The organism is Streptomyces sp. NPDC051636 (assembly GCF_044453765.1).
Taxonomy (GTDB): Bacteria; Actinomycetota; Actinomycetes; order Streptomycetales; family Streptomycetaceae; genus Streptomyces.
This window is the reverse complement of sequence record NZ_JBITDA010000005.1, coordinates 105,505-125,105: the sequence shown is the minus strand read 5'-3', so window position 1 is coordinate 125,105 and position 19,601 is coordinate 105,505. Positions and strand designations below refer to the sequence as shown.

The following is a 19,601-nucleotide window of genomic DNA, read 5'->3' as shown; positions in this document are numbered from 1 at the left end:
GCCCGCTCCCCAGTAAAGCCCCAGGTGAGGGCGTACGTATGAGCGCGTATGCCCACAGGTGTGCGTGAGCGTCCGGGTTTAGGCTCGGACGCAGGTACGAAAGTGCCCCACACGTCACACCGCAACCTAAGGAACAACTGATGGAGCTCGGTCTCGTCGGCCTCGGCAAGATGGGCGGCAACATGCGCGAGCGGATCCGCCGCGCCGGCCACACCGTCATCGGATACGACCGCAACGCTGACCTCGCGGATGTCCACAGCCTCGAAGAGCTTGTGGGCAAGCTCTCGGGCCCGCGCGTGGTCTGGGTGATGGTCCCGGCCGGCGAAGCCACCCAGTCCACGATCGACGAGCTCGCCGAGCTCCTGGAGCCCGGCGACGTCGTCGTCGACGGCGGCAACTCGCGCTGGACGGACGACGAGAAGCACGCCGAGGAGCTGGCCGCCAAGGGCATAGGCTTCGTCGACTGCGGCGTCTCCGGCGGCGTCTGGGGCCTGGAGAACGGCTACGCGCTGATGTACGGCGGCGACGCCGAGAACGTCGCCAAGGTGCAGCCGGTCTTCGACGCGCTCAAGCCCGAGGGCGACTTCGGCTCGGTGCACGCCGGCAAGGTCGGCGCCGGCCACTTCGCGAAGATGGTCCACAACGGCATCGAGTACGCGATGATGCAGGCCTACGCCGAGGGCTGGGAGCTCCTGGAGAAGGTCGACTCCGTGGAGAACGTCCGCGAGGTCTTCCGCTCCTGGCAGGAGGGCACGGTCATCCGCTCCTGGCTGCTCGACCTCGCGGTGAACGCCCTCGACGAGGACGAGCACCTGGCGCAGCTGAGGGGTTGTGCGCAGGACTCCGGCGAGGGCCGCTGGACCGTGGAGGCCGCCATCGACAACGCGGTGCCGCTGCCGGCGATCACCGCGTCGCTGTTCGCGCGGTTCTCCTCCCGGCAGGAGGACTCGCCGCAGATGAAGATGATCGCCGCGCTGCGCAACCAGTTCGGCGGCCACGCCGTAGAGAAGAAGTAATCCACAGGGTCGCCCGGCGATCCACAACCCTGGGGGAGGTCGGCGAACGACCATGCACGTCACGCATCTGTCGCTGGCCGACTTCCGCTCGTACGCCCGGGTCGAGGTCCCGCTGGACCCGGGCGTCACGGCCTTCGTCGGCCCGAACGGCCAGGGCAAGACCAACCTCGTCGAGGCCATCGGTTACCTCGCCACCCTCGGCAGCCACCGCGTCGCCTCCGACGCCCCCCTGGTCCGCATGGGAGCCGACCGCGCCATCATCCGGGCGCAGGTCAAGCAGGGTGACCGGCAGCAGCTGGTCGAGCTGGAGCTCAACCCAGGCAGGGCCAACCGCGCCCGCATCAACCGGTCCTCGCAGGTCCGTCCCCGGGATGTGCTGGGGATCGTACGGACCGTGCTGTTCGCGCCCGAGGACCTCGCCCTGGTCAAGGGCGACCCCGGGGAACGGCGCCGGTTCCTGGACGAGATGATCACCGCTCGTTCCCCGCGCATGGCGGGCGTGCGTTCCGACTACGAGCGGGTACTCAAGCAGCGCAACACCCTTCTCAAGTCGGCCGCACTGGCCCGGCGTCACGGCGGCCGCCCGATCGACCTGTCGACGCTGGATGTGTGGGACCAGCACCTCGCGCGCGTGGGCGCCGAGCTGCTCGCCCAGCGGCTCGACCTGATCGCCGCGCTCCAGCCGCTGGCGGACAAGGCGTACGAGCAACTCGCCCCCGGCGGTGGCCCGGTCGCCCTGGAGTACAGGCCGTCCGCCCCCGGTGAGGCGCACACCCGCGAGGACCTGTACGCGCAGCTGATGGCGGCCCTGGCCGACGCCCGTAAGCAGGAGATCGAGCGGGGGGTCACCCTCGTGGGTCCCCACCGGGACGATGTGGCTCTCAAGCTCGGTCAGCTGCCCGCCAAGGGGTACGCCTCCCACGGCGAGTCCTGGTCCTACGCGCTGGCGCTGCGCCTGGCGTCGTACGACCTGCTCCGCGCGGAGGGCAACGAGCCGGTGCTGATCCTCGACGACGTCTTCGCCGAGCTGGACGCCCGGCGCCGCGAGCGGCTGGCCGAGCTGGTCGCGCCCGGTGAGCAGGTGCTGGTGACCGCCGCGGTCGACGACGACGTGCCGCATGTGCTCACGGGGGCGCGGTTCACCGTGTCCGACGGGGTGGTGGAACGCGTATGACCGCACAGGAGCCGGAGAAGACCCCCGAGCCCTCGGGCGTCGACCTCGCGCGCGTGGCGCTTCGCGCGGCGAAGGAGCAGGCACGCGCGCGTGGGGACGCGGCGCAGCAGAAGAGGCAGGCGCGGCGTGGTGGCCTGCGCTCCGGCGCTCGCGCCGACGGCCGCGATCCGATGGCGCTCGGCGCCGCGATCAACCGGCTGATCACCGAGCGCGGCTGGGAGGCCCCGGCGGCGGTGGGCGGTGTGATGGGCCGCTGGCCGCAGATCGTCGGCGAGGACGTGGCCAAGCACTGCGTCCCGGAGAAGTACGACGAGGACGAGCGGGTGCTGACCGTGCGCTGCGACTCCACGGCGTGGGCCACGAATCTGCGTCTGCTCGCGCCGACGCTGGTCGCCCGCCTCAACGAGGACCTCGGCCACGGCGCGGTCCGGACGATCAAGGTGTTCGGCCCCGGTGGCCCCGCCAGTCACTACGGCCCGCTGCGCGCCCCGGGCAGCTCTGGTCCCGGCGACACCTACGGGTGACAGACCTCACATCCAAAGATCACAGGGGCCCGCCGCGGGCGTGTCCCGGCGGTCCGGCACGCAACCGCACGCTCTTGCGAATCCTGACCTGGCCCCGAAGTAGCCAAGGGTTGACACCTCGAAGCGCTGAGTGCCGCTGTGAGCCTCTTGGAGCCCCCTTCCGTATATCGGGACCCGGCCGAGACCGGTTCAGGGCGGCACATGCGGACTCAGGTACCGGCAAACCCCCATCACTGTCGGCGCTACCGGTAGACTGGAAGGCAATCCCGCCCCAAACGTGGGGACCGTCCGGGAAAAGCTGAGCAACGCTGATCAAGGCTTGACCAACGCAACATGCCGCAGCCGCTCCGGCAACCCGCCGACGAGCCCGGCTCGTGCTGTGCCAGAAAGGGCGCTTCGTGGCCGATTCCGGCAACCCCAACGAGAACATCCCGTCCACCGACGCGGGCGCGACCGGCCCGGCGACCTCCTCGAACGGGGAGGTCACGGCCTCGTACGACGCCAGCGCCATCACCGTCCTCGAGGGTCTGGACGCGGTCCGCAAGCGACCCGGTATGTACATCGGCTCGACCGGTGAGCGCGGCCTGCACCACCTCGTGTACGAGGTGGTCGACAACTCCGTCGACGAGGCGCTGGCCGGGCACGCGGACACCATCGACGTGACGATCCTGGCCGACGGCGGTGTGCGTGTCGTCGACAACGGCCGCGGTATCCCGGTGGGCATCGTGCCCTCCGAGGGCAAGCCGGCCGTCGAGGTCGTGCTGACCGTGCTGCACGCGGGCGGCAAGTTCGGCGGCGGCGGCTACGCGGTCTCCGGCGGTCTGCACGGCGTCGGCGTCTCCGTGGTGAACGCCCTGTCGTCCAAGGTGTCCATCGAGGTCAGGACCGACGGCCACCGCTGGACGCAGGACTACAAGATGGGCGTCCCGACGGCGCCGCTGGCCAAGCACGAGGCAACGGAGGAGACCGGCACCTCGGTCACCTTCTGGGCGGACCCGGACATCTTCGAGACCACCGAGTACTCCTTCGAGACGCTCTCGCGGCGCTTCCAGGAGATGGCGTTCCTCAACAAGGGTTTGACGATCAAACTCACTGACGAGCGCGAGTCGGCGAAGGCCACCGCAGGGGCGGACGAGGCGGGCGCCGACGAGAAGGACGAGGTCAAGACCGTCACGTACCACTACGAGGGCGGCATCGTCGACTTCGTGAAGTACCTCAACTCCCGCAAGGGAGACGTGGTCCACCCCACCGTTATCGACCTGGAGGCCGAGGACAAGGACAAGAGCCTGTCCCTCGAGGTCGCGATGCAGTGGAACAGCGGCTACAGCGAGGGCGTGTACTCCTTCGCCAACATCATCCACACCCACGAGGGCGGCACGCACGAGGAGGGCTTCCGCGCGGCGCTGACCTCGCTCATCAACAAGTACGCGCGCGACAAGAAGCTGCTGCGCGAGAAGGACGACAACCTCACGGGCGACGACATCCGCGAGGGTCTGACGGCGATCATCTCGGTCAAGCTGAGCGAGCCGCAGTTCGAAGGCCAGACCAAGACCAAGCTGGGCAACACGGAGGCGAAGACCTTCGTCCAGAAGGCGGTCTACGAGCACCTCAACGACTGGCTGGACCGCAACCCGAACGAGGCCGCGGACATCGTCCGCAAGGGCATCCAGGCGGCCACCGCGCGCGTGGCGGCCCGCAAGGCCCGCGACCTGACCCGCCGCAAGGGCCTGCTGGAGTCGGCGTCCCTGCCGGGCAAGCTCTCCGACTGCCAGTCGAACGACCCCACCAAGTGCGAGATCTTCATCGTCGAGGGTGACTCCGCCGGCGGCTCGGCCAAGTCCGGCCGCAACCCGGAGTACCAGGCGATCCTCCCGATCCGCGGCAAGATCCTCAACGTCGAGAAGGCCAGGATCGACAAGATCCTGCAGAACCAGGAGATCCAGGCGCTGATCTCCGCGTTCGGCACGGGCGTGCACGAGGACTTCGACATCGACAGGCTCCGCTACCACAAGATCATCCTGATGGCGGACGCCGACGTCGACGGCCAGCACATCAGCACCCTGCTGCTCACCTTCCTGTTCCGCTTCATGCGGCCGCTGGTCGAAGCCGGGCACGTGTACCTCTCCCGCCCCCCGCTGTACAAGATCAAGTGGGGTCGGGACGACATCGAGTACGCCTACTCGGACCGCGAGCGCGACGCTCTGATCGAGATGGGGCGCCAGCGCGGCAAGCGCATCCGTGAGGACTCGATCCAGCGCTTCAAGGGCCTCGGCGAGATGAACGCCGAGGAGCTGCGCGTGACCACCATGGACCAGGAGCACCGGGTCCTCGGCCAGGTCACTCTCGACGACGCCGCCCAGGCCGACGACCTGTTCTCGGTCCTGATGGGCGAGGACGTCGAGGCCCGCCGCCAGTTCATCCAGCGCAACGCCAAGGACGTCCGCTTCCTCGACATCTGAGTCGGTCTCAGCTGACCGCACCAGGAAGGATCCCCACCAGCAATGGCCGACGAGAACACTCCCGTCACCCCCGAAGAGGGCGGCGAAGTCGCGATGCGCGTCGAGCCCGTCGGGCTCGAGACGGAGATGCAGCGCTCGTACCTGGACTACGCGATGTCCGTCATCGTGTCCCGTGCGCTGCCCGACGTCCGCGACGGTCTCAAGCCCGTCCACCGCCGCGTCCTGTACGCCATGTACGACGGCGGCTACCGCCCCGAACGCGGCTTCTACAAGTGCGCCCGTGTCGTCGGCGACGTCATGGGCAACTACCACCCCCACGGTGACGCCTCGATCTACGACGCCCTGGTGCGCCTCGCCCAGCCGTGGTCGATGCGGATGCCGCTGGTGGACTCCAACGGCAACTTCGGCTCCCCGGGCAACGACCCGGCGGCGGCGATGCGCTACACCGAGTGCAAGCTGGCGCCGCTGTCGATGGAGATGGTCCGTGACATCGACGAGGAGACCGTCGACTTCACGGACAACTACGACGGCCGCTCCCAGGAGCCGACCGTCCTGCCGGCCCGCTTCCCGAACCTGCTGACCAACGGCTCGGCCGGTATCGCGGTCGGCATGGCGACCAACATCCCGCCGCACAACCTGCGCGAGGTCGCGGCCGGCGCCCAGTGGTACCTGGAGAACCCGGAGGCCACCCACGAGGAGCTGCTCGACGCCCTGATCGAGCGCATCAAGGGCCCGGACTTCCCGACCGGCGCCCTGGTGGTCGGCCGCAAGGGCATCGAGGAGGCCTACCGCACCGGGCGCGGCTCCATCACCATGCGCGCGGTCGTCGCGGTCGAGGAGATCCAGAACCGCCAGTGCCTGGTGGTCACGGAGCTGCCGTTCCAGGTCAACCCCGACAATCTGGCGCAGAAGATCGCCGACCTGGTGAAGGACGGCAAGATCGGCGGCATCGCGGACGTGCGCGACGAGACGTCGTCCCGTACGGGCCAGCGTCTGGTCATCGTCCTGAAGCGGGACGCGGTCGCCAAGGTCGTCCTGAACAACCTGTACAAGCACACCGACCTGCAGACGAACTTCGGCGCCAACATGCTGGCGCTGGTCGACGGCGTCCCGCGCACGCTGTCCCTGGACGCGTTCATCCGCCACTGGGTGACGCACCAGATCGAGGTCATCGTCCGCCGTACGCGCTTCCGCCTGCGCAAGGCCGAGGAGCGGGCGCACATCCTGCGCGGTCTGCTGAAGGCACTGGACGCCATCGACGAGGTCATCGCGCTGATCCGGCGCAGCGACACCGTCGAGATCGCGCGTGGCGGCCTGATGGAGCTCCTGGAGATCGACGAGATCCAGGCCAACGCCATCCTCGAGATGCAGTTGCGCCGTCTGGCCGCCCTGGAGCGCCAGAAGATCGTCCAGGAGCACGACGAACTCCAGGCGAAGATCAACAAGTACAACGAGATCCTGGCCTCCCCGGTCCGCCAGCGCGGCATCGTCAGCGAGGAGCTGGCCGCGATCGTCGAGAAGTACGGCGACGACCGCAAGACGATGCTGGTGCCCTACGACGGTGACATGTCCATCGAGGACCTGATCGCCGAGGAGGACATCGTCGTCACCGTCACGCGCGGCGGCTACGTCAAGCGCACCAAGACGGACGACTACCGGGCGCAGAAGCGCGGCGGCAAGGGCGTGCGCGGCGCGAAGCTGAAGGAAGACGACATCGTCGACCACTTCTTCGTCTCCACCACGCACCACTGGCTGCTGTTCTTCACCAACAAGGGCCGGGTCTACCGGGCGAAGGCCTACGAGCTGCCCGACGCCGGGCGGGACGCGCGCGGCCAGCACGTCGCCAACCTCCTCGCCTTCCAGCCGGACGAGGCGATCGCCGAGATCCTCGCGATCCGGGACTACGAGGCGGCGCCGTACCTGGTGCTGGCCACCAAGGGCGGCCTGGTCAAGAAGACGCCGCTGAAGGATTACGATTCGCCCCGCTCCGGTGGCGTCATCGCGATCAACCTGCGCGAGCGCGAGGACGGTTCGGACGACGAGCTGATCGGAGCCGAACTCGTCTCGTCCGACGACGATCTGCTGCTGATCAGCAGGAAGGCGCAGTCGATCAGGTTCACCGCCACGGACGAAACCCTGCGGCCCATGGGCCGTGCCACCTCGGGTGTCAAGGGAATGAGTTTCCGCGAGGGCGACGAGCTTCTCTCGATGAATGTTGTTCGACCCGGTACGTTCGTGTTCACTGCCACAGACGGCGGGTACGCGAAGCGCACCCGCGTCGACGAGTACCGCGTCCAGGGTCGCGGCGGCCTCGGCATCAAGGCCGCCAAGATCGTGGAGGACCGCGGCTCACTCGTGGGCGCGCTGGTGGTCGAGGAGAACGACGAGATCCTCGCCATCACCCTCTCCGGCGGTGTGATTCGTACGCGAGTCAACGAGGTCAGGGAGACGGGCCGTGACACCATGGGCGTCCAACTGATCAACCTGGGCAAGCGCGATGCCGTGGTCGGTATCGCACGTAACGCCGAGGCGGGACGCGAGGCGGAGGAGGTCGACGGCGACGTGGCCGTCGACGAGACCGCCGAGGGTGCCGCGACCACCGGCACGGACGAGGGCGAGGCGCCCTCGGACGAGTAGCACGAGGAGTGAGTCATCGTGAGCGGAGCCACGGGCGCCGGGTCGGCCGGTACCTCCACGGGTACGGAAACGGGCGGCGGCGGCCGTGGCTCCGCCGCGAGCGCCGCGCAGACGACAGATCCGCACACGACCAACCTGAAAGCGATCAAGTCACCCGCGACGGACTCGCCCTCGCCTGACACGCATGGATCCCAGGGGGGAACTGTGACGGACACCAGAGGCCCGCAGACCGAGGCGGCCTCGCCGCTGCCCGGGGAACGGCAGCCGCAGCAGCCCTCCGGCCCCTACCACCCGCCGCAGGCCTATCCGGCGCAGAGCGCCAGCGCCGCCGTACGCCGGCCGCGCACCGGTGCCGGCGCCCGCACCACGCCCCGCACCCGCAAGGCGCGGCTGCGCGTGGCCAAGGCCGACCCGTGGTCGGTGATGAAGGTCAGCTTCCTGCTCTCCATCGCCATCGGCATCTGTACGGTCGTCGCCTCCGCGGTGCTGTGGATGGTGCTGGACGCGATGGGCGTCTTCTCGACGGTCGGCGGCCAGATCTCGGAGGCCACGGGCTCGACCGAGTCGAACGGCTTCGACCTGCAGGCCTTCCTCTCCCTTCCGCACGTCCTGACGTTCGCCACGATCATCGCGGTCATCGACGTCGTCCTCGCCACCGCTCTCGCGACCCTCGGCGCGTTCATCTACAACCTCTCCGCGGGCTTCGTCGGCGGCGTCGAGCTGACCCTCGCCGAGGACGAGTAACGGTCCCCCGACAACCGATTTTGGGACTGCCCCGGTCGTGCGCTAATCTTCAGGTGTCAGCGCGCGGGACATACACCGCAGAGCGCGGCGGGGCTATAGCTCAGTTGGTTAGAGCGCATCCCTGATAAGGATGAGGCCACAGGTTCAAATCCTGTTAGCCCCACCAGCGAAAAGACCCCCAGGCGATCAAGCCCGGGGGTCTTTGACATCTATGGCTGACATCAACCGATGAGTGGATCTCCAGAAGCTCAGCGAGCATCGCGACGGCTTCCCGTTCGTCGGAGCCGACCACGTGCGTGTACACGTCCATGGTCATGCTGATCCGGCTGTGCCGCAGGATCGCCTGAGCCACCTTGGGGTGCGCCTTCAGGAAGGCGAGCAGGGTGCCGCAGGTGTGCCGGGCGAGCCGGACCGGCCTCACTGCGGCGGAGGCCAAGCACCAGGACCAGGACGCAGGCCGCGTAGAGCCGGTGAGCGCGAGCTGAGCGGAGGAAGGCGATCGCCTCACGGGCGCTCCAGGCCTACGGCGAAGGCGAGGTCGACGCGTTTCTCACCTTCCTCGTCCGAGGGCGGTCCGACGGAACGCAGAGTGGACGCGGCAACGCTTGTCAAGATCGCATGGGACGGCCGACACCAACGTCTGACACCGACAGGCGCGAACAGCGGCAGGTCGGCGCCGGACCTCAGTGGACGATCGACCGAGGCTCCCCCTCTCGACGAGAAGACCCCCGACCGGCGCCGGTCGGGGGTCTCGCTGTGTGGGCGGTGTACGCACACTCGCCGTTGTGTCGTTACGTCGCTGGGGCGCGGGCGCGGGCCCTCAGATCAGCAGGGGGGCCGTAGGGTCCGACGCGGGGGAGGCCTCCGGGTCGGTGAGGGGGCGGTGGCGGCAGCTGGGGGACTTGCCGTGGGCCTCGGCGCGGATGCGTTGCTTCATCGTGGGGGGCAGGGACCGGGCCTTGGACCAGGTCCAGCGGGACATCGCCGGGGCCGTCACATGGCCAGCGGTGCTGTTGCACGGTGCCTCGGTCTGCGGTCCGGCCGCGGCGGTGGTCGCCGTGACGAGTCCGAGCGCCGTGCACAGTGCGAGGAAGGCGGTGACGATGGCGGTCCACAGCTTCATGACCTTGTTCCGGTTCATGGCCCCTCACTTTCGGGTCGGGCGATTTGCGTACTTTCCTCATGATGTGTATGGGGGCCGTGAAGTGGTGGACCGACGCCCGTGGCGCGGCGATGTTCAGATCAACACCACCCGGATGGGTGCAAAGGGGAGGAATTATCCGAAAATGGAAGAGCGTGGAGGGCGCTGCTCCGCTTGTGTCGCTTCCACCGCTGGTCCTACTGCGTCCTCGCGGGCGGGAGTTGGGGACCCGACGCAGGTCACCGATCGATATCGGTCGGTGTGTATAGTCGGGCGCCAGAGGTCCCCTACGTCAAGGAAAGACGAGGTCGCGCGGTGAAGAAGCTTCTCCTGGTCGCACTGGCCGCCATCGGCGGGCTCCTCGTGTACCGCCAGATCCAGGCGGATCGCGCCGAGCAGGATCTGTGGACGGAGGCGACTGACTCCGTGCCCACGGGTTCGTGAGTACCGGTACCGAGAACTCCGGGAACACCGGAATCTGAGCAGGCCCCGACCGCCCTCGCGGTCGGGGTTTCGTGTTGCAGGATGGGCGACGGTCCGGTACGAGCGCGAGGGGGCGGTGCGGGATGCGGATGGGCACGGGGTGGTGGGGCGCGGCCCGGTGGCATACGGCGGTACGGTTCGCTGTCGCCGGAGCCCTGCTGGGCACGGCGGTCGTCCTGCCGGGCGGGGTCGCGGCCGCCGACGGCACCGCGACCGGGGTGCCCGGCGGCTACGCCTTCGCCAAGGGGGCCCGGCCCGTCACGGGAGCGGCGAGCACCACGGAAGCCCGACGCCTGAAGCCCGGCGAGACCTACCGCAGCTCCCTCGCGAAGAACGCCAAGCTCTACTACCGCCTCGAACTCACCGCCCCGGCCACCGCGTACGTCCCCGTCACCGCCGTACCCCCACCGGGCGTCACGGTCTCCGCCACCGACGGCATCAGCGTGTCGGTGCAGGACGCCAACGGCGGCTCCTGCTCCTACACCACCGCCCGCTTCGGCGCCGGCCTCAGCCCGCACCCCGTCACCGCGCTGGGGGTGCGCGAGACGGGCAAGGCGCTCTGCCAGGGCGCGGGCACGTACTACGTGGTCGTCGAGCGCCTCGACGCGACCGGCTCCGGCTCCGGCACCGCGTCCTCGGCCGAGGAGTGGAGCCTCGAGCTCGCCCCGGTCACCGAGCCGCCCCGGGCCAGGGCCGACGGCACCGCCGCGCCCCGAGCCTGGGACTCCTCCTCCCCCGAACCCCTCACCGGCGACCCCAAGGAGCGCGCCGGCGGTGCGGGGTTCACCACGGCGCGGGCCCTGGATCAAGGCGTCTGGCAGACCCGCATCCGTCCCGGGCAGACCCTCTTCTACAAGGTCCCGGTCGACTGGGGCCAGCAGCTGTCCGCCACCGCCGAACTGGGCAGCTCCGCCGGCCGGAGCGGCTATGTCACCGGCGCCCTCGACCTGGCGCTGTACAACCCCGTCCGCGGTGACGTCGCCGACACGGCCCGCGGCTACAGCGGCAACCAGACGACGGCTTCCCTCGAACCCCTGCCGCCCGTCGAGTACACCAACCGGTACGCCGTGAGCAGTGAGGTCAGCGCCCTGCGCTTCGCCGGCGCCCACTACCTCGCCGTCCACCTCAGCGGGCAGATGGCCGACACCTTCGGCGACGGACCGTTCGGGCTGACCCTGCGCGTCCGGATCGAGGGCGCGCCGCACGCCGGACCCGGATACGCCGGGCAGTCCGACCCCGCGAACCTCTTCGAGGTCACCGACGGGGACCGGGAAGCTGCGGAGACGGGCGGCGCCCCCGGCGGCGACACCGCGATGAAGGCCCTCGCCGCCGGCGGGATCGGCACCGGAAGCGCCCTGCTGCTGACACTCGGGCTGTGGACCCTGACGGCCCGGCGCAGAGCCGCGGCTCAGACGCGGGCCAGCGCCCAGAACCCGACCGCGTAGCAGGCGAGCGCCAGGAGCAGGACCGGGATCACGATCCTGGGCGGGGGACCCTGGCGGTGGGGACGCGCGGCGTGTGCGGCACGCGTGGCTCTGGGGGCCTGTGCGGTGTACGGAGCGGTGGGGGTGGGACTGGGGGTGTGCTGCTGCGGGACATACGGGGGTGATGCGACGGCGTACGGGGCTGAGGGGGCGTACGGAGAGAGGTGCGGGGGGACTTGGCTCTGCGTCGTGGGCGGGGGAGTGGGCGTCGGTGTCGGCGTCGGCGTCGAGGGGTTCCGCGGGGGCGGCAGACGGAAGCTCCCGGTGTCCGACGCGGAGGAGTGCGTGCCTGTGCCCGTATCCGCAGCCGCAGCAAGATCCGCGCCCGCGCCTGAACCGGTACCGCCGCCGTACGCCTCCACCGGGGAACCGGTCCCCAGCGGCCCCTCCGGCCCGAAACCCGGCGGCAGGGGACCGAGCTGGTCGAAGATTTCGATCAGCTCGTCGTCCGGGCCGGGCTCCGGCAGGAGTTCCGCGGCCGCGGCGAGTGCCTTACGCGCCCCGGTGGCGGTGCGGAACCGGGCCAGCGGGTCGGGTTGCAGCAGGGAGGCGATGACCTGCCAGAGAGGCTCGGGGACGCCCTTGGGCGTGCCGGGTGTGCCGTGTTCCAGGAAGTACTGGACGAGCGCCTTGGCGTCGGGTTTGGCGCCCTGGAGCAGGTAGAGCGCGACCAGGCCGACGGCGAACAGGTCGGCGGGGAAGTCGGGGTCGGAGCCCAGCATCTGCTCGGGCGCGAGGTAACCGGGCGTTCCCACCACGAGGTTGGTCTCCGTCAGGCGCGGTTCGCCCAGCCGCATCGCGATGCCGAAGTCGGACAGCCGCAGCCGGGGGCGCCCGGTGCCGGTGGCCTCCAGCAGGATGTTGGCGGGCTTGATGTCCCGGTGCACGACCCCTTCGGCGTGCACCGCGGCGAGCCCGGCCAGCAGCTGGTCGAGGAGCGTGCAGACGAACGCCGGCGGCAGGGGACCGTAGTCCCCGACCAGGTGGACCAGTGAGCCGCCGGCGACCAGGTCCATGGTGAACAGGACCTTGTCGTCGTCGGCGGCCCAGCTGGCCGGGGCGAGCACGTGGGGGTGGTCGATCCGCAGGGCCTGTTCGCGTACGAAGCGCAGGAGGGAGTGGGCGTCGCGCTGCTGCAGCACCTTGGCGGCCACGTAACGGCGACGGCGGTGGTCCCACGCACGCCAGACGGCGCCGACTCCGCCGCGCCCGATCGGGTCGACCAGTTCGTACCGCCCGGCGAAGACCTCACCCATGGCTGTCCGTCGCTCCTCCCCCTGAGGCCCTGCGGATACCCCTGTATCCCCCGTCCCCTCTTGCTTCCCCCGTGATGAGAGTGACGACCCCTCCCCGGGCCGTGGGGTCAGCTCTGGTGGGACTGGTAGTGGGCGACCGCGTCGGAGGTGCGGCCGGCGCCGTACACGCGCAGGAACTCCGCCAGCTCCGGATGGGTCGGGGCGAGGGTGTCGGCGGCCTCGATGATGTCGCCGGCGGCGGCCACCGAGCGCAGCAGCGACTGGATCTCGCGGACCACCCGCTTGACCGTGGGCGCCCCCGAAGTGCTCGTCGTCTGCGTGGTGTTGCTGAGCACCGAGCCCCCCTGCGACTTCTTGATCTCATCCATCCGCTCGGTCGCCTCGGCCGCGCTGACGCTGCCGTCCGCGACCTGCCCCGCCAGGTCCTGCAGCAGCTGTACCCGCTGGACGACCGCCGGATTGCCGATCTTGGCGCGCTGACCGCTCATCAGCTGCGACAGCATCGGCGCGGACAGCCCCAGGACCGCCGCGAGACGAGCCTGGTTGAGGCCGAGATCCTCGATGAGCTTACGGAAGAGCGCCCCCAACGGCTCCCCGTACCAGTTCCGCTGCAGCTCCCGCGCTCTTGCGGTGGCTTCCTGCTGTGCGGCGTCCATTGCGTCTCCCCATCGCTTCCCCAAAAACGTGGGTTCGCTGTAGCGAACCACGAGGGGCATCTTACGGAGCGTGGTCGCCGACGGGGACCCCAACTTTTTTGCGAGATCCCGGGGGTGACCCGGTACTCTTGTCTGCGTCGCCCTCCGGTGCGTGATTCCTCCGGCGGACGTCTGTATCCCGGGGCCTTAGCTCAGTTGGTAGAGCGCTGTCTTTGCATGGCAGATGTCAGGGGTTCGACTCCCCTAGGCTCCACTCGGTAAATGCCCTCTGACCCGCGGAAACGTGGTTTCAGGGGCGTTTTTCGCGAACAGCACGGCTCATGTTTCGGAGGCGGTGGCCCGGCCGCGCGCCGAGCCGGTGGTGGCTCACACGGCGGCGGTCGCTTGGCACGCGACGGCGGGCGAGCCCGCCACCGTCGTCACCGCGAGCGTGCACGGCGCGTATCCCGCCACCGCGATCCTGGCGCGCGGGCCCCCGGCCGCGGCCGGCGAGGGTGGAAGGCCGGCTGGGCCGGCGTGTCCTTCTTCTTCCTCCTCAGCGGGTTCCCGCTGATGTGGCGGAACTCCGACAGCCGCGGCTATGTGCACTCCTTCCGCAAGCGCGTGGTCAAGCTGTTCCGTCCCACGTCGTGACCTGGACGCCGGCCATGATCCTGTTCGCCGGAGGTCTGCGCGCTGTTCCCGCTGCTCGCGCCGCTGGTGCGCCGCACACCCCCGCAGCGGCTGGCGCTCGCGCTGGCCGGCTGCGTCGCCGGGACCTTCCTGATCGCGGCCGTCACCCCGGTGCTGCCCAGCACGCCGCACACCGACGTCATGCCGATCTCCACCATCCAAATCGGGTTCGGCTACAACTTCCCGCTGCCCTGCTCGAGTTCACCGCGGGCATGCTCCTGACCCGGCTGCCGGCCGAGGGCCGGCCGTCCGGCCCGCCGTCGCCTGGGGCGCCCTGCTCGTCGGCTACGTCGTCGCCGAAATGGTGCCGTTCACCTTCTCCTTCACCCCGTTCACGCTCGTGCCGCTGCTGCTGGTCTGCTCCGTCGTCCACCGCGACCTCGACGGGCGGTCCCCGCCACCGGCGGCGCCCGCACCCCGGCCGCGGCGACCACCGCCCGCGCGGGCGCCGACGCGCGCGCCGAGCCCGTGCACCCGCGCTGACGCGCGCCGCACCCGAAGCCGTCCCGGTCTCCCCGCCGGGACGATGCCGGCCACCGGGCCCTGACGAAGGAAACGGTGGCCGGCCCCCCACGCCACGCGCCACCGCACAACACCCCGCACCCACACGATCCGGGCGGGCCGGTCCGCCGGGGGTGTCGTGCCGTTCATCAGCGGACCGACATCCTCGCCGTCTCCGGTGCCTTTGCGGCGGCCGCGCTCTCCCGGTCCGTGCCAACGCGCACCATCACCTTGGGCCGGCGCCGGTCGCGGGCAGCGAGACGGGTGAACGCGGCGTCCAGGGAGACCGGCGGGAAGACCCGGCCGACCAGCGCGTCCAGATCGACCGCGCCCGACTCAACGAACTTCACCAGCCGGTCCCAGTGGCCGACCCCGGACAGTACCCCGTGCAGCGTGACGTCCTTGATCACCAGCGCGGCGGCGTCGAAGCCGTCAACGGTGTGGTGGGGGTGCCGAGCCGGGCGCCGCCGTCACCGGTCGCTAATGCCGATATATTAGCAGTCTTGGGGGCAAAGGTGACATTTGTGTTTCCTTAAAGCGTCTCGGTGAATTCACAGGCGGAATGGCTCACGTTTACCGTGTGGCACCGAAAGTCGTGGCGAGTCACCCGACCCGAGTCGCCGGAGCCCAGGAGTCGCAGATGGCCACGCTGGCGGAACGCCTCAACGCCTGGTTCGCGGACGATGCCACCACGGATGCCGTGGGCCGCCGCCGGGAGCCCTCCACGGCCGAGGTCGCCCAGGCGATCTCGGAGGACCCGTCGCACGACGTGACCATCTCCAGGAGCTATCTGGCCGCGCTGCGCAACGGCTCGCAGACCAACCCCACGATCAGCGTGCTCGGGGCGATCGTGCAGTACTTCCGCGCCCGCTCGATGACCCTCCCGGTCTCGGTGGGCGTGCTCGTCAACGAGGAGAGGGCGGACGCCGCCGAGGGCCCGGCCTGGGCGTCCGTGCTCGCCGACCGGCAGGTGCGCTCGATCGCGATGCGGGCCGGCGGGATGACCCCGGAGATGCGCGAGCAGCTGCTGTCGATCATGGACGCGCTGGACGGCCCAAGGCCGCCGGGACAGGACACCGACCGATGAAGGGCGTGGGGATCACCCGCCCCGGAGGCCCGGAGGTACTCGGACTCCTGGACCTGCCCGAACCGGACCAGGACGGACTCGTCGTCCAGGTGGCGGCCGCCGCCGTCAACCCCGTGGACCTCGCGACCCGTTCGGGCCTCGTCCCCACCGCACTCCCGGCGGTCCTCGGCTGGGACCTGGCCGGCACGGTCGCCCACGCACCCGAGGCTCCGGTTTCACCGCCGGCGGCCGGGTCATGGCGATGACCGCCCAACTGGGCACCGGCGTGGGCAGTATGGCGGAGTACGTCCGCTTCGGCCCCGGGTACGTCGTCCGCGTCCCGGACGCCCTGAGCCTCACCGACGCGGCCGCCCTGCCGCTGGCCGGCGTCACCGCCGTACAGGCGCTGCGCCGCACCCGCGACCGGGCCGGCCGGCGGGTGCCGCTCGTCGGCGCCAAGGGGCAGCCTCGGCGCCGGCTCGCGCTCCGGCTGCTGGACGAGCCGGCGACCCGCACCGACCTCCTCGTCCGCCCCGGCGACGGCGAGACCTGGCAGGAGCTGCGCACCCGGCCGCCCCGGCGAGGGCGCGGTGCTGACCGACCCGGCGCGCGTCGAGGCAAAGGCGTACGACATCGTCGGGGACGCCGGCGGCGCCCCGGACCTGATCGAGGCGGTGTCACCGGGTGGCACGTTTCTCACCTTCACCCCGTTCAGTGCCCCCGACCCGACCCGGCCCGGCGTCCGGAGCTGGAGTTCGTCCTCCACGGAGTGGAGCTGAACCGCGACGACCTGGCCGAGATGGCCGACCGCGCCGCCCGTGACACCGGCCTGCGGCAGCGGACGACCATCCTCCCCTTTGCGGATGCACAGGAAGCGCACCGTCGGCTGGAGACCGGTGGCTTCCGCGGCAAGTTCGTCCTGGTGCCGTAGCCTTCCGCGGCACGTTCGGTGGCGTGCCGTAGCCCTCCGCGCGTTCCCGGGCCCGGTCAGCTCTGCCGGTGCGCTGTGTCCGCAGCTCACGGGAGATCTCGATGAGGCCGAGCAGGTCGCTCTCGAAGTCGTCGGATGCCTCCCGTGGCCCGGGATGAACAGCGCGTTCGTCTTCGGCCGTGCCGCCCGGGGGCTGTTCGCCGTACAGGTGCATGGGGCGGCCGATGATCCGGGCCGCCGTGCGCGGCAGCCCGGGCTGGGCCGTCTCCCCGTCCGGCAACTCGTCGGCGGCGAGCCGGAGATACGGGCCGAGCCGGGTCAGCCCGTGCCGGCACTCGATATAACGCCGGTACATCGCCGAGGCGTAGTCCGCGACCGGCAGCAGCCACCGCCAGGCGAAGGGCCGCTGCGCGGAACCGTCGGCGGACGAGCGCGGGCAGCGTCCGGACGGTGCCCGCCAGCACGTGACGACGGCGACGCAGTGGAACGCCCTCACGTCAGCCCGTCGGTCAGGACCAGGCTGTTGTATACCGACGGCCGCCACGGCTCGTCGATGCCGTAGCGCCGGGCCTCGCGGCCCAGCAGGATCGCCTGGCGCATGATCGTGGAGGCGATGACCTCGGCGTCCCGCTCGTCCCGGTCCGAGTAGTGCCCCACCTCGTGCAGGATGATGTGCGCCTGGTGGGCTCTGGCGGTGCGGGACTGGTAGACGATGGCGTCCTCGTGCGGGCGCGAGATCAGCATCCCGAACGGCCCGTCGACCGGCAGCTCCCAGGCCATCAGCCGGATCGGGGTGCCGCGGAACTCGCCGAGCCGCTCGCACGGCGCGGCCGGGTCGAGCGGCATGGGCAGCTCCAGCCGGCGCATCAGCTGACGGCTGTGAGCCCGCTGTCGGGCGTCCCGGAGCCGGCCCTGGCGCAAGCCCGGGAACCCACGAAAGGTGTTCCGAACATGCCTGGTGAGCGTGGCTGTCCCCCGAGTTGGTGCCTGTAGGCCTCACTCGATTTACGTCAGCAAGTGGTGCGGACCGCAGATCTTCGTGGTGAACGTCACGAAGCCGTAACGCATCGTGACGGGCGGCGGGGATGGACCGGCAGTTCGCGCGGACCGGCGCAGGCCGTACCCCGCGACGGTCAGGGAGTTCGCCGGCAAGATCAATCAAACCGCCGCGGGGCGGGAGACACCCAGGTCTCCCGCCCCGCGGCGGTCTTCGGGTCAGCGCAGGTCAGGGGCGCTCCTCGTCGTTCGCGGCCTCCTCGGCCTCCTTGGCCTGTACCTCGGGGTCGAGGCCGGAAGCGTCCGGGCTGCCGTCCACCGAACTCAGCCGACCAGACTCGGGGACCTCCGTCGCGGCGGGCGGTTCCACCAGCCAGTCGGGGTTGGCCTGCTTGTCCCACCACTTCCAGGCGGCGAAGGCGCCGCCCGCCAGCGCGCCCAGGACGGCCAGCGCCTTGGCGAGGCGGCCGGCCCTGGCCCGCCGCTGGTGCTTGCGGGCCAGTTTCTGGATCTCCTTGGGCGAGACCTGGCCGCGCAGCGCGGCCAGCGCCGCGGCACCGCGCGCCGCGGCCTCGTCGCGCACCGGCCCGGCGGCGGCCACGGCCTGCTCCAGCCTGGGCCGCGAGTATTCGGCGGCCTGCCGGGCGGCCTTGCGGGTACGGACGGCGGCTTCGTGGGCGGCCTGGTCGACCTTCGGCGGCACATGGGCCAGCGCCTGGGCCCGGGCCTGTTCCAGCCGGGGTGCCAGATGGGCGTCGTACTGGACGCGGGCCTGGTCGGCGGCCAGCGACACCTTGGGCGCGAGCCGTACGCGTGCCTCCTGCGCGTAGTGCGCGGCACGCTCCTTGGCCGTGTCGGCGTAGGGCGCCACCACTTCCGCGGCGTGCAGCACGCTGTCCTTCGCCGAGCCGGTCGCGGCGCGCACGCTGTCGATGCGGGTCACGGGTTCCTCCTCCTCGGTGGCGTACGGTATTTCGACTTTCCACCCTTTTACGGATCATGCCTGCCAACGGGACATGGGGCATGCGAGGACGGGCATACGGGTGCCGGCCGGCCCGCTCAGCCCCGCCGGCCCACATCAATAGCGGGTGAATACGGGGCAACACGAGCTTGTCGTCGGCAATGCCGACAATGCCATGGATCGTCACCGCGCGCGCCCGTCCCGGGACGATTCGCACCCACTCGACTGCGTCGGGCGACGGCCGGCCCGGAGCGTGCGAGGATCAGGGGGTCACAGGAAGACAACGGAAGGCAGATCGTGGCCGAGCAGCTCTACGCCACCCTGAAGACCAACCACGGCGACATCGAGGTCCGGCTCTTTCCGAACCACGCGCCCAAGACGGTCAAGAACTTCGTCGAGCTCGCCCAGGGCGAGCGCGAGTGGCGGCACCCGGCCACCGGCGTGACGAGCAAGGACAAGCTCTACGACGGCACGGTCTTCCACCGGGTGATCAGCGGCTTCATGATCCAGGGAGGCGACCCGCTCGGCAGCGGCATCGGCGGCCCGGGGTACGAGTTCGAGGACGAGTTCCACCCCGACCTGTCCTTCAACAAGCCCTACCTGCTCGCCATGGCCAACGCCGGCCCCGGCACCAACGGCTCGCAGTTCTTCATCACCGTCTCCCCGACGACCTGGCTGAACCGCAAGCACACCATCTTCGGCGAGGTCACCGACCCGGCCAGCCAGAAGGTCGTGGACGCCATCGCCGCCGTCCCCACCACCAAGCCCAACGACCGGCCGGTCGACGACGTCGTCATCGAGTCGGTCGTCGTCGAGCACCGCAAGGGCTGAGGCCGGAAACCGCCGGGCAGCCTCCCCCGGCAGCTTCCCGGTATCTCCCGGAGGGAACCAATCGCCCCG

The 19,601-nt window shown here is 70.4% G+C and carries 21 protein-coding genes, 2 tRNA genes and 1 pseudogene; 15 read left to right on the top strand and 9 right to left on the bottom strand.

The window, feature by feature from the left end; genetic code table 11:
* Positions 1-140 precede the first annotated feature (140 nt).
* The 7 genes from gnd to ACIBBH_RS12165 all read left to right on the top strand — a co-directional run bounded on the left by gnd (position 141) and on the right by ACIBBH_RS12165 (position 8,720).
* A complete protein-coding gene (gene gnd, locus ACIBBH_RS12195; RefSeq protein WP_399404158.1) occupies positions 141-1,016 on the top strand; it encodes a phosphogluconate dehydrogenase (NAD(+)-dependent, decarboxylating) in 876 nt (291 codons plus the stop codon).
* A 52-nt stretch (positions 1,017-1,068) separates the two neighbouring features.
* Entirely contained in the window at positions 1,069-2,190 is a 1,122-nt protein-coding gene (gene recF, locus ACIBBH_RS12190; RefSeq protein WP_399404157.1) for a DNA replication/repair protein RecF, read from the top strand.
* The gene (locus ACIBBH_RS12185) at positions 2,187-2,714 is read left to right on the top strand and encodes a DUF721 domain-containing protein (RefSeq protein ID WP_399404156.1); all 528 of its coding nucleotides are present in this window, start codon (positions 2,187-2,189) and stop codon (positions 2,712-2,714) included. The genes recF and ACIBBH_RS12185 overlap by 4 nt, the downstream gene beginning before the upstream one ends.
* Before the next feature lie 374 nt (positions 2,715-3,088).
* Positions 3,089-5,173: a DNA topoisomerase (ATP-hydrolyzing) subunit B gene (gene gyrB / locus ACIBBH_RS12180; protein WP_399404155.1), complete on the top strand. Its 2,085-nt coding sequence runs from the start codon at positions 3,089-3,091 to the stop codon at positions 5,171-5,173.
* 42 nt (positions 5,174-5,215) lie between these two features.
* Positions 5,216-7,810, top strand: coding sequence for a DNA gyrase subunit A (gene gyrA, locus ACIBBH_RS12175; protein WP_399404154.1), 2,595 nt, complete (start codon positions 5,216-5,218; stop codon positions 7,808-7,810).
* Positions 7,811-7,828: 18 nt separating this feature from the next.
* Entirely contained in the window at positions 7,829-8,554 is a 726-nt protein-coding gene (locus ACIBBH_RS12170; protein WP_399404153.1) for a DUF3566 domain-containing protein, read from the top strand.
* Between the two features lie 89 nt (positions 8,555-8,643).
* Positions 8,644-8,720 (top strand) — tRNA-Ile (locus tag ACIBBH_RS12165).
* Here the strand turns inward: ACIBBH_RS12165 and ACIBBH_RS12160 are convergent.
* Complete coding sequence (locus ACIBBH_RS12160) at positions 8,709-8,990, bottom strand: hypothetical protein (RefSeq protein WP_399404152.1); 282 nt, start codon at positions 8,988-8,990, stop codon at positions 8,709-8,711. The two genes, ACIBBH_RS12165 and ACIBBH_RS12160, sit on opposite strands and share 12 nt — an antisense overlap.
* A gap of 384 nt (positions 8,991-9,374) precedes the next feature.
* Positions 9,375-9,695, bottom strand: coding sequence for a DUF6344 domain-containing protein (locus ACIBBH_RS12155; protein WP_399404151.1), 321 nt, complete (start codon positions 9,693-9,695; stop codon positions 9,375-9,377).
* A gap of 315 nt (positions 9,696-10,010) precedes the next feature.
* Here ACIBBH_RS12155 and ACIBBH_RS12150 point away from each other — a divergent pair, with 315 nt between their 5' ends.
* Positions 10,011-10,139 carry a DLW-39 family protein gene (locus ACIBBH_RS12150; protein ID WP_003999697.1) on the top strand — a complete coding sequence of 43 codons (129 nt, stop codon included), beginning with the start codon at positions 10,011-10,013 and terminating at the stop codon, positions 10,137-10,139.
* 122 nt (positions 10,140-10,261) lie between these two features.
* Complete coding sequence (locus tag ACIBBH_RS12145; RefSeq protein ID WP_399404150.1) at positions 10,262-11,623, top strand: hypothetical protein; 1,362 nt, start codon at positions 10,262-10,264, stop codon at positions 11,621-11,623.
* Here the strand turns inward: ACIBBH_RS12145 and ACIBBH_RS12140 are convergent.
* On the bottom strand, positions 11,587-12,918 hold the full coding sequence (locus ACIBBH_RS12140) for a serine/threonine-protein kinase (protein WP_399404149.1): 1,332 nt from the start codon (positions 12,916-12,918) through the stop codon (positions 11,587-11,589). The two genes, ACIBBH_RS12145 and ACIBBH_RS12140, sit on opposite strands and share 37 nt — an antisense overlap.
* A 107-nt stretch (positions 12,919-13,025) precedes the next feature.
* Positions 13,026-13,574: a helix-turn-helix domain-containing protein gene (locus ACIBBH_RS12135; RefSeq protein ID WP_399404148.1), complete on the bottom strand. Its 549-nt coding sequence runs from the start codon at positions 13,572-13,574 to the stop codon at positions 13,026-13,028.
* A gap of 180 nt (positions 13,575-13,754) precedes the next feature.
* On the opposite strand from ACIBBH_RS12135, the gene ACIBBH_RS12130 reads away from it, so the two are divergent.
* A tRNA-Ala gene (locus ACIBBH_RS12130) sits at positions 13,755-13,827 on the top strand.
* A gap of 446 nt (positions 13,828-14,273) precedes the next feature.
* A complete protein-coding gene (locus tag ACIBBH_RS12125; protein ID WP_399404147.1) occupies positions 14,274-14,468 on the top strand; it encodes a hypothetical protein in 195 nt (64 codons plus the stop codon).
* Positions 14,469-14,531: 63 nt separating this feature from the next.
* Here ACIBBH_RS12125 and ACIBBH_RS12120 read toward each other — a convergent pair whose 3' ends face one another.
* Entirely contained in the window at positions 14,532-14,897 is a 366-nt protein-coding gene (locus ACIBBH_RS12120; protein ID WP_399404146.1) for a hypothetical protein, read from the bottom strand.
* Positions 14,897-15,157 (bottom strand): hypothetical protein, encoded by a 261-nt coding sequence (locus ACIBBH_RS12115; protein WP_399404145.1) that lies wholly within the window; start codon positions 15,155-15,157, stop codon positions 14,897-14,899. Before ACIBBH_RS12115 ends, ACIBBH_RS12120 begins: the two co-directional genes overlap by 1 nt.
* Positions 15,158-15,387: 230 nt before the next feature.
* Here ACIBBH_RS12115 and ACIBBH_RS12110 point away from each other — a divergent pair, with 230 nt between their 5' ends.
* Genes ACIBBH_RS12110 through ACIBBH_RS12100 form a run of 3 tightly spaced genes read left to right on the top strand, consistent with a single transcriptional unit; the run spans position 15,388 to position 16,744 of the window.
* Positions 15,388-15,834: a hypothetical protein gene (locus ACIBBH_RS12110; protein WP_399404144.1), complete on the top strand. Its 447-nt coding sequence runs from the start codon at positions 15,388-15,390 to the stop codon at positions 15,832-15,834.
* Complete coding sequence (locus ACIBBH_RS12105) at positions 15,831-16,079, top strand: alcohol dehydrogenase catalytic domain-containing protein (protein WP_399404143.1); 249 nt, start codon at positions 15,831-15,833, stop codon at positions 16,077-16,079. The genes ACIBBH_RS12110 and ACIBBH_RS12105 overlap by 4 nt, the downstream gene beginning before the upstream one ends.
* Positions 16,076-16,744: a hypothetical protein gene (locus tag ACIBBH_RS12100; RefSeq protein WP_399404392.1), complete on the top strand. Its 669-nt coding sequence runs from the start codon at positions 16,076-16,078 to the stop codon at positions 16,742-16,744. The genes ACIBBH_RS12105 and ACIBBH_RS12100 overlap by 4 nt, the downstream gene beginning before the upstream one ends.
* Positions 16,745-16,835: 91 nt before the next feature.
* Here ACIBBH_RS12100 and ACIBBH_RS12095 read toward each other — a convergent pair.
* The 3 genes and pseudogenes from ACIBBH_RS12095 to ACIBBH_RS12085 all read right to left on the bottom strand — a co-directional run.
* Positions 16,836-17,240 (bottom strand): annotated as a pseudogene (locus ACIBBH_RS12095) (DUF6545 domain-containing protein); the annotation flags it as partial.
* Positions 17,237-17,611, bottom strand: a complete 375-nt coding sequence (locus ACIBBH_RS12090) for a hypothetical protein (RefSeq protein WP_399404142.1) — start codon at positions 17,609-17,611, stop codon at positions 17,237-17,239. The pseudogene ACIBBH_RS12095 and the gene ACIBBH_RS12090, both read right to left, overlap by 4 nt.
* Positions 17,612-17,969: 358 nt before the next feature.
* Positions 17,970-18,683: a DUF5324 family protein gene (locus ACIBBH_RS12085; RefSeq protein ID WP_399404141.1), complete on the bottom strand. Its 714-nt coding sequence runs from the start codon at positions 18,681-18,683 to the stop codon at positions 17,970-17,972.
* 315 nt (positions 18,684-18,998) lie between these two features.
* On the opposite strand from ACIBBH_RS12085, the gene ACIBBH_RS12080 reads away from it, so the two are divergent.
* Positions 18,999-19,532: a peptidylprolyl isomerase gene (locus tag ACIBBH_RS12080; RefSeq protein WP_399404140.1), complete on the top strand. Its 534-nt coding sequence runs from the start codon at positions 18,999-19,001 to the stop codon at positions 19,530-19,532.
* The last annotated feature ends 69 nt before the right edge of the window (positions 19,533-19,601 follow it).